Here is a 14524-nt window from a genome sequence, read left to right as displayed (position 1 = left end):
TCGAGGGTTCGAGCTTGATAAATCGCAATTTTGCATTCAAAATTTCCAAAACACGAAGAGAGGCGCCCTAGCAAGATGAACAAGCCGATCTCTGCCGCCGAGACCCAGCCGCGCGCCGCCGGGCCGCTCGCCGGCCTCAAGGTGATCGATCTCACCCATGTGATGGCGGGGCCAACCTGCACGCTGATGCTCGCCGACATGGGCGCGGAAGTCATCAAGATCGAGAAATGGCCGAACGGCGACGATACGCGCCATTCCGTGCCGCCGAAGATCGGCGACGAGGCCGCCTCCTTCCTCATGATGAACCGCAACAAGCGCGGCATTGTGCTCGACCTCAAGACCGACGGCGGCAAGACGATTTTGCGGCGGCTGATCGCCGGCGCCGACGTGCTGGTGGAGAATTTCGCGCCCGGCGCCATGGAGCGGCTCGGCTTCGGCTATGAAGCCTTGCACAAGGATTTTCCCGCGCTGATCTATTGCTCGCTGTCGGGCTTTGGCCGCACCGGCCCGTACAAGCATCGCCGCGGCTTCGATCTCGTCGCGCAGGCGATGAGCGGCATCATGAGCTTTACCGGCGAGCGGCCGGACGGCCCGCCGGTCAAATGTGGTCCACCGCTGTCGGACATCACCGCCGGCCTGCTCGCGGCCATGGGCATTCTCGCGGCCTATGCGCATCGCTTGAAGACCGGCGAGGGACAATGGGTCGAGACCTCGCTGTTCGAAGCGGCGCTCGTGCAGACCTATTGGCAATCGACCATCGCGCTTGCCACGGACACCGCGCCGCGCGCGATGGGCTCGGCGCATCCGCTCAATGCGCCTTACCAGGCGTTCGAGGCCTCGGACGGCTGGCTGGTGGTCGGCGGTGCCAACAAGAAGAACTGGCTGTTGATGCTGGAGGCGCTCGGTGCACCGGAGCTCGCCGCCGACCCGCGCTTCGTCAACGGCTCCGACCGCATGGCGAATCTGAAAGAGCTGGAGACGGAGCTGAGCCGGCGTTTTCGTAAACAGACGCGCGACCATTGGCTCGCCGCTCTGGAAGAGAAAGGCGTGCCCTGCGGTCCCGTCAACGACATGCTGCAGGCGCTTTGCGATCCGCAGACGCTGGCGCGCGACATGGTGGTTGCGGTCGATCATTCGACGCTCGGGCCGGTCAAGACCATTGGCCTGCCGGTGAAATTTTCGGAGACACCGGGCAAGGTCCGCAGCGGCGCGCCCGTTTACGGCGAGCACACCCGCGAGGTCTTGCGCGAATACGGCTTCGACCACGCGCAGATCGAGGCCTTCGAACGGGAGGGCGCCGTGTTCGCCGCGGAAGACGTTCCCAAACCAGGTCAACAGGTCGCATGACGTAAGATCGGCGACCAACCAACAAAAACAAAAGCTGGAGGAAACCATGAAGATCACATCAGGATTTTTGCTGTCCGCGGCTGCGTGTGCGCTTGTCGGCGCGATGCCGGTGCAGGCCGCCTGGCAGCCGCAGAAGCCGATCGAGTTCGTCGCTACCGCCGGGCCCGGCGGCGGCACGGATAATCTCGCCCGCGCGGTGCAGAGCATCATCACCAAATACAAGCTGACCGATCAGCCGGTCGTCGTCGTCAACAAGGGCGGCGGCAGCGGCGCGGAAGGTTACGTCTATGGCAAGGCTTCCGCCGGCGATCCGTACAAGGTGATCTTCGGCACATCCAATGCCTGGCAGCAGCCGCTGGTCTCAAAGGTCGCATTCAACTACACCGACCTCACACCGGTCGCGGCGATGGCGCAGGATGAGTTCCTGCTGTGGGTGAAGCAGGACGCGCCCTACAAGACGGTCGGCGACTACCTGAAGGCGGCCACCTCGGGCGCTTTCAAGATGGGCGGCGCGCAATCGAAGGACACCGACGAAGTGCTGACGCGGATGATCGAGAAGGTCGGCCATATCAAGCTCACCTACATCCCGTTCAAGAGCGGCGCGGAGGCTGCCGTGCAGCTCGCGGGCGGCCATATCGATTCCCATGTCAATAATCCCAGCGAAAGCGTCGGCCAATGGCGTGGCGGCACGCAGCGTCCGCTTTGCGCCTTCAGTCCGAAACGGCTGCCGGACGGCCCGAAGGTCACGGCGAGCGAAGGCTGGAGCGATGTGCCGACCTGCGTCGAGCAGGGCCTTGCGATCCCGCAATATGAGCAGCCGCGCACCGTGTGGCTGCCCGGCAAAGTCACGAGCGAACAGGCCGCCTACTATGTCGATCTCATGAAAAAGGTGCAGGGGACGCCGGAATGGAAGGATTACATCGAGAAGACTTCGCAGGTGAACACGTTCCTCACCGGCGAGGCTTTCGACGCCTTCATCAAGCAGGACCTCGAACATGTGAAGCAGGTCGCCGCCGAGCAGGGCTGGCTGGTCAAGTGATGCAACCCGGCGCGGCATCCGTCCGCGCTCCTTTCCACAGGATCGGTCATCATGATATCGCGGCGCGTCCTTGAACTCTTGACGGCGTTGCTGACGGGAAGCTTCGGGCTTGCGGTCATCATCTCCAGCCTCGACAACGGCATCGGCTGGGGCGAGGCCGGCGTCGATCCCGGCACCTTTCCCTTCCTCACCGGCGTGATCATCCTCGCCGGCAGCCTCTACAATCTCGCGCGCGGCTGGCTCGCCGCGGGCATCGCGGTGTCCCGCGCCGATTTGCGCCGCATCGCGGGACTGTTCGTGCCCGCGGCGATCTTTGTCGGCGCCGTTCCGCTGGCGGGCATGTATGTCGCTTCAGCCGGGTACATTTTTGGGGTGCTGGCGCTGGCCAAACATCAATCGCTCGCCCGCTCGCTGATCATCGCGGTGGCGACACCGGTCGCGCTCTACATCGTGTTCGAGCGCATGTTCCAGGTGAGCCTGCCGCATGGCGAACTCGCCGCGGCGCTGGGCTACTAGGAGGCCAAGCGATGGAAAACCTAGAGGCGCTGCTGCACGGCTTTGCCATCGCGCTCAGCGCACAGCATCTGGTGCTGATGGTGGTCGGCGTGCTGCTCGGCATTCTCGTCGGCGTGCTGCCGGGGCTTGGCGCACCCAACGGCGTATCGCTGCTGTTGCCGCTGACCTTCGGCATGCAGCCGGTCTCGGCGATCATCCTCCTCTCCAGCATGTATTGGGGCGCGCTGTTCGGCGGCTCCGTCACCTCGATCCTGTTCAACATTCCCGGCGAGCCGTCCTCGGTCGCGACCACCTTCGACGGCTATCCGATGGCGCGCGAAGGACGGCCGACCACCGCGCTCGCCACCGCCTTCGGCTCGGCAGCGTTCGGCGCGCTGGTCGGGGTCATCCTGATCACCTTTCTTGCCTCCTGGGTGGCGCAGGTCGCGCTCGCCTTCGGGCCGGCGGAATATTTCGCCGTCTATTTCCTGGCCTTCGCCAGCTTCGTCGGCATGGGCGGCGCGGCGCCGATGAAGACGGTGGTGGCGCTCGCGATCGGCTTTGCTATCGCCGCGATCGGCATCGACACCGTGTCGGGCAGTGTGCGGCTCACCATGGGCGTCGATGAGCTGGTGAAGGGCGTCAGTTTCGTGGTCGCGGTAATGGGGTTGTTCGGCATCGGCGAACTCCTGATCGCGGTGGAGGAGGAAATTCACGCCCGCGCCGTTTCCTCGAAAATCGATTGGCTGGAGGTGTTCCGCGCAGTCGCCCGGCTGCCGAAGCATGCCACGGCGCTGCTGCGCAGCGCCGCGATCGGCTGCTGGATGGGCATCACCCCGGGCGGCCCGACCGCCGCCTCCTTCATGAGCTACGGGATTGCCAAGCGCTTCTCACGACGTGGCCAGCGCTTCGGCAGCGGCGAGGTCGAAGGCATCATCGCGCCGGAAACCGCCGACCACGCCGCCGGCACCAGCGCTCTGCTGCCGATGCTCTCGCTCGGCATCCCCGGCTCGGCCACCGCCGCCGTCATGATGGGCGGCTTGATGATCTGGGGCCTCAATCCAGGACCGATGCTGTTTGTCGATCAGAAGGATTTCGTCTGGGGTCTGATCGCCTCGATGTATGTCGGCAACATCGTCGCGGTGGCGCTGGTGCTGCTTACCGTGCCCGTCTTCGCGGCATTGATGCGGATTCCCTTCGTCATCATCGCGCCGCTGATCGTGATCATCTGCGCGGTCGGCGCCTATTCGGTCTCGAACTCCTATCTCGACATCGTGCTGATGCTCGGCTTCGGCGTGGTCGGCTATCTCTTCAAGAAGCTCTCTTATCCATTGGCGCCACTGGTGCTGGCAATCGTGATCGGCGACAAGGCCGAGGATGCATTCCGGCAATCCATGCTGATGTCGAAGGGCTCGCTTGAAATCTTCTTCGACAACCGGCTGGTGACGAGCCTTGTCATCGTCGGCATCGCCCTGTTGCTGCTGCCGCTCCTGTTGCAAGTGCTGCGCCTGCTGCGCGGCGGCGCCGAGGCGCGGCACGAAAAAGTGAGGGTCATATGAGCCAGGCACGCCACCGTCCCATCATCGCGCTCGCAATGGGCGATCCCGCCGGCATCAGCCCGGAGCTGACGGCAAAGCTGGTGTCGCTCGACGAGGTAAGCTCGCAAGCCCGCCTGGTCGTGATCGGCGACCGTCGTGTATTCGACGAAGGCGCGCGAATCGCCGGCATCAAGCCTGAGCTCAAGACGATTGCGCCCGGCACTGAGGTCGAAGCCGGGAATGACGAACCGCTGTTCATCGATCTGGCCCATCTTGACCCTGCGGGCATCACGCGCGCGGTGGCCAGCGAAGCGGGCGGAGCCTTCGCGCTTCAGAACTATCGCCATGCGCTCACGCTCGCCCGCGACGGTCGCGCCGACGCCGTCTGTTTTACGCCCTTCAACAAGCGCGCGATGCGACTGGCGCGGCCTGTCTATGATGATGAAATCGCCTTTTCCGCCGAGGTCGTCGGCCTCACCACGCCGGCGAGCGAATTCAACGTGCTGGAGCGACTTTGGAACGCGCGCGTCACCTCGCATATTGCGCTCAAGGATGTGGCCTCGAGCCTGAGCGTCGAACGCATCCATCGCGCGCTGAAACTCACCGACCAGTGCATGCGCAGCGCCGGCTTTGCCCGCCCGCGGATTGCGGTGGCGGGGCTCAACCCGCATGCCGGCGACAGCGGCAATTTCGGGACCGAGGAGATCGACATCATCGCGCCCGCGGTCTCGACCGCGCGGCACGACGGCATCGCCGCGGAGGGACCGTTTCCGGCCGATACCGTTTTCTTGCGTGCACGCGATGGCGCATTCGACGCGGTGCTGACGATGTATCACGACCAGGGCCAGATCGCGATGAAGCTGCTGGGCTTTGATCGCGGCGTGACGCTGCTCGGCGGCTTTCCGTTTCCGATCTGCACGCCGGCCCACGGCACAGCCTATGACATCGCCGGCCGCGGCATTGCCGCGATCGGCGCAACCAAGGCTGCCGTGCTGCTCGCCGCGGAGATGGCCTGCCGGACGCCAGGCTCCCAATCTCGGGCCGCGGTCCGCGCCGCGACCGCCTCGTAGATGTCATCTCCTAGAGGGCGGTCACGCGGTGTTGCCGGCGTCCACCGTCAGCACGGTCCCGCTGATGTTGCGACCGCCGTCGCCGAGCAGATATTCCACCATGGCCGCAACATCGTCGGCCTCGGGCAAGCGGCGCAGCGCGCTGCGGCCGACGATCCGCTTGCGGCCCTCATCGGAAAGGGTCTGCGTCAATTCGGTATCGATGAAGCCGGGCGCGATCGCGTTCACGGTGATGCCGAGCTTGCCGACCTCTCTTGCCAGGGAGCGCGTGAAGCCGCTGGCCGCCGCTTTGGTCGCGCCATAGACGGAGAGGCCGTTATAGCCGGTGGATGCGATGATGGAGGAGATGTTGACGATGCGCCCGGCGCCGTCGGCCATCATGTGCCGGACGACATATTTGGTGAGAACGACCGGTGAGAGCACGTTGAGGCGGATCAGCGCCTCGATTTCGGAATTGTGCATGGTGGCCAAGAGCCCCTCGGTGCCAATTCCCGCATTGTTGACGAGGCCGTAAATCGGGCCGAACTCGTCGCGCAGCGACTTGACAAAGGACTGGATCGCGTTGACCTGGCTGAGGTCGAAGGCCCTGAAGTGAAGGCGGTCTTCGCCGACCTCGCGGATCGCGGCACGCAGCTCGTCGTTCTCGCGCCGGGCCACCGCGATGACGTTGTAGCCGACAGTCACGAGCCTGCGCGCAATCGCAAGCCCGATGCCGCGGCTGCCGCCGGTGACGAGAACATTACGCATCGGCGCGCGCCAGCTTTCCGGCCGGCGTAACGTCGAGCTGCTCGACGAAACGGATCGTGGCCGGCACCTTGTGCGCGGGCAGCGCAGCCCGGCAGACGCTGAGAATTTCCCTGGCGATGGCTTCGCTGCGGCTGGCATCTGTGCCGTTGGCGAGCACGACATCGGCCACCACGATGGCGCCGGTGATGGGGCTCTTGCGCGAGCGTGCGCGCGACATCCGCACGTCGGCGTGCCGGTTGATCACGGCTTCGATCTCTTCGGGATGAACTTTCAAGCCGCCGATATTGATGATGCCGCCGCGCCGGCCGACAAAATAGTAGCGGTCATCGCGCAGCTCCACCATGTCGCCCGTATCGACAAAGCCGTCCGCATCCGTCAGCGCCGCGGCGTTCGCGCCGATATAGGCATGCGCGGTTCGCTTGGAGCGGATGCGAAGCGAGCCGTCGACGACCTTCATCTCGACGCCGTCGCGATTTTGCCCGATCAGGCCCGCGGGAAAACCCGCGCGCCCGTCATTCACGGCAAAGCCAACGCCGGCTTCGGTCGAGGCATAGGCGTGGCCGATGGAGGCATTCGGAAAAGCCTGGGCCAGGCCATCGAGCACCGCCTGGTCGGCGATCTCGCCGGACAGGCGGACATAGCGCGGGGAGAAGCTCGATGCCGCTCCGCTCATCAAGAGCTTGCGCCAATGCGACGGCGTGCCCGAAATATGCGTCACGCCGCGCGCGGAAAGCCGCGCCACATGATCGGCCAGCGGCTCGCCCGGCTCGGACAACACGATCGATCCGCCGCCGATCACGGCACGCAGGAATATCTGCAATCCGCCATAGCGGCGGATGTCGTAGAACGTCGCCCACACGGCACCGTCGCCGCGCGCAGGCGCGTCAGTGCCGATCGCGCCGGTCAATCCCTCCAGCGTGTGACCGACGATCTTCGGCGCGCCCGACGTGCCCGAGGTGAGCATCAGCCATTCGGTTGCCCGTTCGGTCCTCGGCTTTGCACGCGCCCGTTCGGGCAGGCATGCGCCGACGATCAGATACACGCCGGCATTCGACCAGCGCAGCGGCTGGTCTGTGACGATGGCATCGATATCGGCGTCGTTGATCAAGGTTTGAATGTGATCGTCCTTCAGATCGGGCGGACACAGCAGCAGGCGCCGCGCCACCCCATCGAGCTCGATCATCGCGAGCGCGGCCAACAGTTGGCCCGACGTCGAGAGCAGCACCGAACGTCCCGACAGCTCGCGCCAGCGGTCGATGAGGCAGGTCTGCTGAAGAATGCCGCTCAGGGACACGCTGTGCCGCGCGTCGGAGATCGTGCGGCCCGTCAAATCGGGGCTGAGATAGTCGCGAAGCGCGAAGACCTCACGCGGGGACATTTTCGTAGGCCCGGACGAAATCGCCGATCGTCAGCGGGAAGGCCGCATCCTCGGCCAGGGTAAACGGATCGACACCGAGCTCGTCCTCGAGCCTCGCCACCAGGATCGCAAACGCCAGCGAATCGAAGCCCGTCTCGTGCAGCGACAGATCGTCTTGGAGCTGCGGGAGCGTGACCTTTTGCTCTTCGGCAATCTGCTGCATCGCCGAGAAGATCTTTAACCGTACCGACATCGATTGCCTCGTCTTTTTATTAAATTTGCTGTCGTCCATCATAGGGCGAAAATCTGAACCAACTCCGCTCTTCCGCCGCCTTTCGCATTGCGTGGTAAACGTCTTGCTTGCCGCATTGCATAAAATGCCGTGCATTGCCAAACCGGCCTAAAGCCTGATCGCACCTTCCACGATGCACGCGTAAATCGCGCTGTCGATCGCCCGGTAGTCGCCACTTGCCGGATCCTTCACGAACAACGGATCACGCACGATGGCGGGATCGAATCCCTCGCGGATCAATTGCTGCTTCTTCTGCTTGAAGGTTTCGGTCGCATCGAGCGCGCGGCAGAACCTCACGAAAACAGGCAGCGCGTAAAGCGGCAGCCGGCGCGCCAAATGGTCGCTGAAGGTTCTCAAATCAAAACCGTCGCCCGGCGCGATCGCGGCCATGCCTGCGCGGCCATCGGCTCCGGGGACGCTGACGCCATAGGTCGATGCGTCGAGAACACCCGGACAGTCCCTGATCGCATCGTTGACCTCGCTGGTCGCGACATTCTCGCCTTTCCAGCGGAAGGTATCGCCGACCCGGTCGACGAAATGGAAGTAGCCCTGCTCGTCCAGCAGCATCAGATCGCCGGTGCGAAACCAGGCGTCGCCGATCGTGAAGACGTCACGCAAGATCTTCTTCTCGGAAGCGGCGGCATCGGTGTAGCCCTCGAAGCGACCGCCGCCCTGATCGGCGGTGCCGATCCGCCCGATCGCCTCGCCTGCTTCGCCGCGGGGACACGCAATGCAGAGTCCATCCTGGCCACGAACGGGATCACCGCTTTCGGCATCGATCTTCACAATCGCGGCGGGAAAGCGATGCGCCAGCAGCGGCGGAATCCGCCCGATGGCGCCGACTTTGCCCTCCACGTTGAAGAGCGAGAAATTGCCCTCAGTCGCGGCGTAGAATTCGAGGATCTGCGGGATCGCAAAGCGCGTGGCGAAGGCCTCCCAGATATCGCCGCGCAAGCCATTGCCGATGGCGAGGCGCAGCCGGTGCCTTGTTTCGGCTTCGCAGATCGGCGCCTTCAGAAGATAGCGGCAGAGCTCGCCGATATATTGGAACAGCGTGCAATCAAAACGCAGTATGTCGGTCCAGAAGCTCGTTGCCGAGAACTTCTCCGCCAGCACGACCGAGCCGCCGGCGCTCAGCATGCTGCAGGGCGCAACGATGCCGCCGACGGAATGATAGACCGGCAGGCAATTGTAGAGCCGATCATCAACCGAAACGTCCGTCAGGCCGGCGAACCAGCCGCCCCAATTCAGGATACGGCGATGGCTGATATTGGCCGCTTTCGGCAGGCCGGTGGTTCCGGAGGTGTAGATCAGCAGCGCGCGATTATCGATCCTAACCTCGTCGCGCTCGGCAGATGACAACGGGTCCGCCGGCATCGCATCCAGCGCGGCGTCCAGAGCTGCGCCGTCGGTGCCAGCGCCCAGCGTCCAGACTTTGGGCGCGCGCGCCAGATGCGGACGCGCCGTCTCGAACATGTCGAGATAATCGGCGGCGAGAATGACGTGATCAGCGCCGGCGACGTTGATGCAATGGGCGAGCGACTGGCCGACCAGCCTGGTGTTGATCAGCGCCACCGCGGCGCCGATCTTGCTGATGCCGAGCCAGCAGGCGACATAGTCGGGCGTGGTCGGCATGATCAGGCAGACCGTGTTGCGGTGCGCAATTCCCTGACCGCGTGCCCAGCGGGCATATTGGCTGATCCGGCCGGCGAGCCGCTCGTAGGTGAAGCTTTCGCGCGGCGAGATCAGCGCGGGGCGCTGTGGCTGCCGCTTGGCCCAGTCCTCCACCACATCCGCGAACAGGCGGTGCGGTTCAGTTTCGATCCGCGAGGTCAGCTCGATCGCCTTGAGCCAGGCCTTCGCGGCTGAGGACTTTCGCGAGTTCCTGTCTTCGGTCGATCGATCGATCACGCCTGCGTTCATGGCCAAAGTTCTGCTTGCCTCGGCCAAGCTATAGACGGCGGGGCTTCAGGAGGTGTTAACTGGGACAGTTAAAGGGCCGCTTGGCGCGCGCCCCATGGAGGGCGCTCTCGCAGGCAGCCGACGATAGGACGAAGGTCGAATGCATCCGGCCTGCCTTTCCGTTCGCGCAAGCGCCTGAGGAGTGGTTAGCTGGCCCCAACGGGCGGGTCAGGAATCGCGGATTCTTTGAACCCGCCCGACTTTTGGAGAGGAAACGCACGTCTGCGCCCGCGGCTTTCGGGCGCGGCTCCCGGCTTTCGGGAAAAGATGCGCCAGCCAATTGACCTTGCGCATGAACGAAAGCATCTCAGCGCCGTTTATCCGCTACCCGATCGGCACATCGCTGTTGATGGCCGGCATCCTGTTCATCGGCCTTGTCGCCTATCCCCTGCTGCCGGTCGCGCCGCTGCCGCAGGTCGATTTCCCGACCATCCAGGTCTCGGCCAGCCTGCCGGGCGGCAGCCCCGAAACCATGGCTTCTTCCGTGGCCCAGCCGCTAGAGCGGCAGCTTGCGCAGATTCCCGGCATTGCGCAGATGACCTCGACCAGTTCGCTGGGCTCGACCGCGGTCACCATCCAGTTCGAGCTCAACCGCAATATCGATGGCGCCGCCAATGATGTGCAGGGAGCGATCAACGCGGCGAGCGGGCAATTGCCGAAAAACCTTCCCTCCCCGCCGACCTATCGCAAGGTCAATCCGGCGGACTCGCCGATCATGATCCTGTCGGCGACCTCGAACACGCTGCCGCTGATCAAGGTAAGCGACGCCGTCGATGCTCAGCTCGGCCAGCAGATCAGCCAGATTTCGGGGGTGGCGCAGGTCTTCATCGGCGGACAGCAGAAGCCGGCGATCCGGGTCCAGGTCGATCCGGCCAAGCTGGTCGTCAAGGGCCTGTCGCTTGAGGATGTCCGCAGCCAGATCGCCCTCACCACCGTGGACAGCCCGAAGGGCAATATCGATGGGACCAGGCGAGCCTTCACGATCTACGCCAACGACCAACTGCTCGACGCCAAGGACTGGAACGACGTCATCATCGCCTACCGCAACGGCGCGCCCTTGCGCATCCGCGACGTCGGGCAGGCCATTGCGGGGTCCGAGGACATGAAGACGGCCGCCTGGGCCGACGGGCAGCGCGGCGTGTTCCTGGTCATTTTCAAGCAGCCCGGCGCGAACGTCATCGCCACCGTCGACCGCATCAAGGCGGAGCTGCCGCGCCTGATCGCGGCGATCCCGGCGGCGATCAAGATCAGGATCATGAGCGACCGCACTGTCACCATCCGCGCCGCCGTCCAGGAGGTGCAGATCACGCTGTTGATCACTATTGGCCTCGTGATCATGGTGATCTTCGTCTTTCTGCGCAGCTTCTGGGCCACTTTCATTCCCGCGGTCACCGTGCCGCTGGCGCTTTTAGGTGCCTGCGCGCTGCTGTGGGCGTTCGGCTATACGCTCGACAATCTATCGCTGATGGCGCTGACAATCGCGGTGGGCTTCGTTGTCGACGACGCCATCGTGATGCTGGAAAACATCAGCCGCTATATCGAGCACGGCGAACGGCCGCTCGCCGCGGCATTCAAGGGCGCGAGCGAGATCGGCTTCACCATCGTATCCATCAGCATTTCACTGGTCGCGGTGCTGATCCCGCTCTTGCTGATGGGCGGGGTAATCGGCCGCCTGTTCCGGGAATTCGCGGTGGCCCTGGCGATGGCGATCTTGGTGTCGATGGCGGTGTCGCTGAGCCTGACCCCGATGATGGCCTCGCGCTTTCTGCGCGCGGAGAGCGAGGCGCGGCATGGGCGGTTCTACAAATGGAGCGAACGCGCGTTCGAGCGCTTGCTGCACGCCTATGAGCGCGGCCTCGATCTCGCGCTGAGATGGAATTTTGTCACGCTCTGCATCTTCTTTGCGACCTTGGCCTTGTCGGTCTATCTCTTCCTGATCATCCCCAAGGGATTCTTCCCGCAGCAGGACAACGGCCTGCTGACCGCGGTTTCGGAGATGCCGCAGGACATCTCCTTTGCCGAAATGAAGCGGCGTCAGGAGGAGCTCAACGCGATCGTGCAGGCCGATCCCGCCGTCGATAGTATCGCCATGTTCATCGGCGGCGGCGGCACTGCACTGAATTCGGGGCGCATGTACATCTCGCTGAAGCCGCGCGAGGAACGCAATGTCGATGCGCAGCAGATCATCTCGCGGCTGCGGCCAAAGCTGGAGAAGGTCGAAGGCGCAAGGCTCTACATGCAGGCGTCGCAGGACGTGCGGCTCGGGGGCCGCGCCACGCGCACGCAATTCGAATTCACGCTGCAGGACGCCAATCTGGAGGAGCTGAACGAGTGGGCTCCGAAAATCCTGGAGCGCATGCAGCAATTGCCGGAGCTGCGCGATGTCGCCACCGACCAGCAGACCGAGGGCACGACGCTGCAGCTCCGGATCGACCGCGACACCGCATCACGCTACGGCATCCAGCCGCAGCTCATCGACGACACGCTTTACGACGCATTCGGGCAGCGTCAGGTCGCGCAATATTTCACCCAGCTCAACAGTTACCACGTGGTCCTGGAGATCCTGCCCGAGCTGCAGGGCAAGGTCGAAACGCTCGACAGGATCTACCTGAAATCGCCGGCCACGGGCGAGGAGGTTCCGCTTTCGGTGTTCTGCAAATGGACCACCGTGCCGGTGCGCCCGCTGGCGATCGCGCATCAGGGCCAGTTTCCTGCTGTTACCATTAGCTTCAACCTCGCCGACGGGGTGGCGCTGGGACAAGCCACCAATGCGGTCCAGACGGCCATGGCCAGCATGGGCGCGCCGCCGACGCTCAATTCCAGCTTCCAGGGCACCGCGCAGGCGTTCCAGCAATCGCTGAGCACCGTGCCGCTACTCATCCTGGCGGCCCTGGTCGTGGTCTATCTGATCCTCGGCATCCTCTACGAAAGCTATATTCACCCGCTCACCATCCTCTCGACCTTGCCGTCGGCCGGCGTCGGCGCGCTCGCCATCCTGATGGGGTTCGGCTTCGACTTCAGCCTGATCGCGCTGATCGGCATCATCCTGCTGATCGGCATCGTCAAGAAGAACGGGATCATGATGGTCGACTTCGCGATCGCCGCGGAACGCGAGGAGCACCTGTCCACGCGCGAGGCGATCCGGAAAGCAGCGCTGCTGCGCTTTCGCCCGATCATGATGACGACGATGGCGGCGCTGCTCGGCGGCGTACCCTTGATGCTGGGCACGGGCACAGGGTCGGAGATTCGTCAGCCGCTGGGCTATGCCATGGTCGGCGGACTCGTGGTCAGCCAGGCGCTGACGCTGTTCACGACGCCCGTGATTTACCTTTACCTCGACACTCTCTCCAACGCGCTGACGCGCTGGACCACGCCGCGCAAGGCCGCGCATGCGCAGCCGAACGATCACAGCCAAAAGCTGAAGGACGCCGCCGAGTAACGGCGAACAACGCCCAGCACGCTGCTCCCAAGCGCTCTTTTCCCCTGCAATGTGAATTTTACCACGATTCCGGGAGGCTGGTGCGCACTGGCCCAATTCCTGCAAGATCAGAAGCATTCGGCGATCCTGGTTACGGGTGACGCGCTCACCACTGACCTGCACGAAGATGCGTCAAAACAGAATTTGGTAATCATGATCAGCAAACGACGTTTTCTTAAATCCGTCGCCGGCCTAGCGCTGCCTGTCTTTCGCCCGGCCGCTTCGGCTCTCGCCAGCGCGGCCTATCCGTCGCACCCGGTGCGGTGGGTGGTGCCTTACACCGCGGGCGGCGCGACCGACGTATTGTCTCGGCTGATCTGTCAGCGGCTCTCCGACCGGCTCGGCGAGAGCTTCGTGGTCGAGAACAAGCCGGGTGCAGGAAGCAATATTGGCACGCAGGCGGTGATTGCCGCGCCACCGGACGGCTACACGCTGCTATTGACCTCGACGGCAAACGCCATCAACGCGTCGTTCGATCCGTCGCTGCCGTTCGATTTCGCCAAAGGCATTGCGCCGGTCGCGGGCGTCGCGCGCATTCCGCTGGTGCTGGTCGTCAATAACGACCTGCCGGCCAAGAATGTCGCCGAGTTCATCGCTTATGCCAAGGCCAATCCCGGAAAGCTCTCGATCGCGTCCTCCGGTATCGGTACGTCGCTGCATCTATCCGGCGAATTGTTCAAGGCGCTGGCAGGCGTGCAGTTCACGCACGTACCCTATCGCGGCTCCGCGCCGGGGCTGACCGACGTGATGTCCGGACAGATTCAGGGCATGTTCGATAACGTCACCTCGTCGTTCGAGCTGGTGCGGGCCGGCAAGCTCCGCGCGCTGGGCGTTACCACGCGCGAGCGCTCGAACATCCTGCCCGATGTGCCGCCGATCGCCGACACCCTGGCGGGCTATGAGACCAGCTCCTTCTACGGCGTCGGGGCGCCGCACGAGACCCCGCGCGAGATCGTCGATCTCCTCAACAAGGAGATCAATGCCGCGCTTGTAGATCCGGCGATCAGGCAGCGCATCGCCGAACTCGGCGCGATCCCGATCACCGGCAATGCTTCGCAGTTCGGCGCGATGCTTGCGACGGAGACCGAGCGCTGGCGCAAGGTGGTGGAGCTGTCGGGGGTAAGAAAGGAGTAACAAGGCTCAGTCATTCCGGGGCGATGCGCCAGCATCGAACCCGGAATCTCGAGATTCCGGGTCTG

11 protein-coding genes are annotated in these 14524 nt (G+C 64.1%); 7 read left to right on the top strand and 4 right to left on the bottom strand.

Going from position 1 to position 14524, the window contains the following annotated elements; all coding sequences use genetic code 11:
- The first annotated feature begins 75 nt into the window (after positions 1–75).
- Genes F758_RS0101150 through F758_RS0101130 form a run of 5 tightly spaced genes read left to right on the top strand, consistent with a single transcriptional unit; the run spans position 76 to position 5489 of the window.
- Positions 76–1347 (top strand): CaiB/BaiF CoA transferase family protein, encoded by a 1272-nt coding sequence (locus F758_RS0101150; protein WP_035720399.1) that lies wholly within the window; start codon positions 76–78, stop codon positions 1345–1347.
- A gap of 46 nt (positions 1348–1393) precedes the next feature.
- Positions 1394–2386: a Bug family tripartite tricarboxylate transporter substrate binding protein gene (locus tag F758_RS0101145; protein ID WP_024506115.1), complete on the top strand. Its 993-nt coding sequence runs from the start codon at positions 1394–1396 to the stop codon at positions 2384–2386.
- Positions 2387–2437: 51 nt separating this feature from the next.
- Positions 2438–2902, top strand: coding sequence for a tripartite tricarboxylate transporter TctB family protein (locus F758_RS0101140; RefSeq protein WP_024506114.1), 465 nt, complete (start codon positions 2438–2440; stop codon positions 2900–2902).
- Between the two features lie 11 nt (positions 2903–2913).
- Positions 2914–4440 (top strand): tripartite tricarboxylate transporter permease, encoded by a 1527-nt coding sequence (locus F758_RS0101135; RefSeq protein ID WP_024506113.1) that lies wholly within the window; start codon positions 2914–2916, stop codon positions 4438–4440.
- Positions 4437–5489 (top strand): 4-hydroxythreonine-4-phosphate dehydrogenase PdxA, encoded by a 1053-nt coding sequence (locus tag F758_RS0101130; protein ID WP_024506112.1) that lies wholly within the window; start codon positions 4437–4439, stop codon positions 5487–5489. The genes F758_RS0101135 and F758_RS0101130 overlap by 4 nt, the downstream gene beginning before the upstream one ends.
- A gap of 21 nt (positions 5490–5510) precedes the next feature.
- Here the strand turns inward: F758_RS0101130 and F758_RS0101125 are convergent, their stop codons facing one another.
- The 4 genes from F758_RS0101125 to F758_RS0101110 form a co-directional block, all read right to left on the bottom strand.
- Complete coding sequence (locus F758_RS0101125) at positions 5511–6236, bottom strand: SDR family NAD(P)-dependent oxidoreductase (RefSeq protein ID WP_024506111.1); 726 nt, start codon at positions 6234–6236, stop codon at positions 5511–5513.
- Positions 6229–7614, bottom strand: coding sequence for a class I adenylate-forming enzyme family protein (locus F758_RS0101120; RefSeq protein ID WP_024506110.1), 1386 nt, complete (start codon positions 7612–7614; stop codon positions 6229–6231). The genes F758_RS0101125 and F758_RS0101120 overlap by 8 nt, the downstream gene beginning before the upstream one ends.
- Complete coding sequence (locus tag F758_RS0101115; RefSeq protein WP_024506109.1) at positions 7601–7846, bottom strand: acyl carrier protein; 246 nt, start codon at positions 7844–7846, stop codon at positions 7601–7603. The genes F758_RS0101120 and F758_RS0101115 overlap by 14 nt, the downstream gene beginning before the upstream one ends.
- A 147-nt stretch (positions 7847–7993) precedes the next feature.
- The gene (locus F758_RS0101110; protein WP_024506108.1) at positions 7994–9808 is read right to left on the bottom strand and encodes a long-chain-acyl-CoA synthetase; all 1815 of its coding nucleotides are present in this window, start codon (positions 9806–9808) and stop codon (positions 7994–7996) included.
- A gap of 331 nt (positions 9809–10139) precedes the next feature.
- On the opposite strand from F758_RS0101110, the gene F758_RS0101105 reads away from it, so the two are divergent.
- Together F758_RS0101105 and F758_RS0101100 are read left to right on the top strand one after the other, a co-directional pair.
- The gene (locus F758_RS0101105) at positions 10140–13286 is read left to right on the top strand and encodes a multidrug efflux RND transporter permease subunit (protein WP_024506107.1); all 3147 of its coding nucleotides are present in this window, start codon (positions 10140–10142) and stop codon (positions 13284–13286) included.
- A gap of 192 nt (positions 13287–13478) precedes the next feature.
- Positions 13479–14459: a Bug family tripartite tricarboxylate transporter substrate binding protein gene (locus F758_RS0101100; protein ID WP_024506106.1), complete on the top strand. Its 981-nt coding sequence runs from the start codon at positions 13479–13481 to the stop codon at positions 14457–14459.
- Positions 14460–14524: the final 65 nt, after the last annotated feature.

It is taken from the genome of Bradyrhizobium sp. ARR65 (assembly GCF_000472385.1).
GTDB lineage: Bacteria > Pseudomonadota > Alphaproteobacteria > Rhizobiales > Xanthobacteraceae > Bradyrhizobium.
This window is presented reverse-complemented; position numbering and strand designations above follow the sequence as displayed.

What these genes read in the sequence shown, in the direction of transcription:
- F758_RS0101125 (WP_024506111.1), bottom strand. Translation starts at nt 6,236, where the DNA reads ATGCGTAATGTTCTCGTCACCGGCGGCAGCCGCGGCATCGGGCTTGCG.
- F758_RS0101130 (WP_024506112.1), top strand. Translation starts at nt 4,437, where the DNA reads ATGAGCCAGGCACGCCACCGTCCCATCATCGCGCTCGCAATGGGCGAT.
- F758_RS0101150 (WP_035720399.1), top strand. Translation starts at nt 76, where the DNA reads ATGAACAAGCCGATCTCTGCCGCCGAGACCCAGCCGCGCGCCGCCGGG.
- F758_RS0101140 (WP_024506114.1), top strand. Translation starts at nt 2,438, where the DNA reads ATGATATCGCGGCGCGTCCTTGAACTCTTGACGGCGTTGCTGACGGGA.
- F758_RS0101115 (WP_024506109.1), bottom strand. Translation starts at nt 7,846, where the DNA reads ATGTCGGTACGGTTAAAGATCTTCTCGGCGATGCAGCAGATTGCCGAA.
- F758_RS0101105 (WP_024506107.1), top strand. Translation starts at nt 10,140, where the DNA reads ATGAACGAAAGCATCTCAGCGCCGTTTATCCGCTACCCGATCGGCACA.
- F758_RS0101120 (WP_024506110.1), bottom strand. Translation starts at nt 7,614, where the DNA reads ATGTCCCCGCGTGAGGTCTTCGCGCTTCGCGACTATCTCAGCCCCGAT.
- F758_RS0101100 (WP_024506106.1), top strand. Translation starts at nt 13,479, where the DNA reads ATGATCAGCAAACGACGTTTTCTTAAATCCGTCGCCGGCCTAGCGCTG.
- F758_RS0101110 (WP_024506108.1), bottom strand. Translation starts at nt 9,808, where the DNA reads ATGAACGCAGGCGTGATCGATCGATCGACCGAAGACAGGAACTCGCGA.
- F758_RS0101135 (WP_024506113.1), top strand. Translation starts at nt 2,914, where the DNA reads ATGGAAAACCTAGAGGCGCTGCTGCACGGCTTTGCCATCGCGCTCAGC.
- F758_RS0101145 (WP_024506115.1), top strand. Translation starts at nt 1,394, where the DNA reads ATGAAGATCACATCAGGATTTTTGCTGTCCGCGGCTGCGTGTGCGCTT.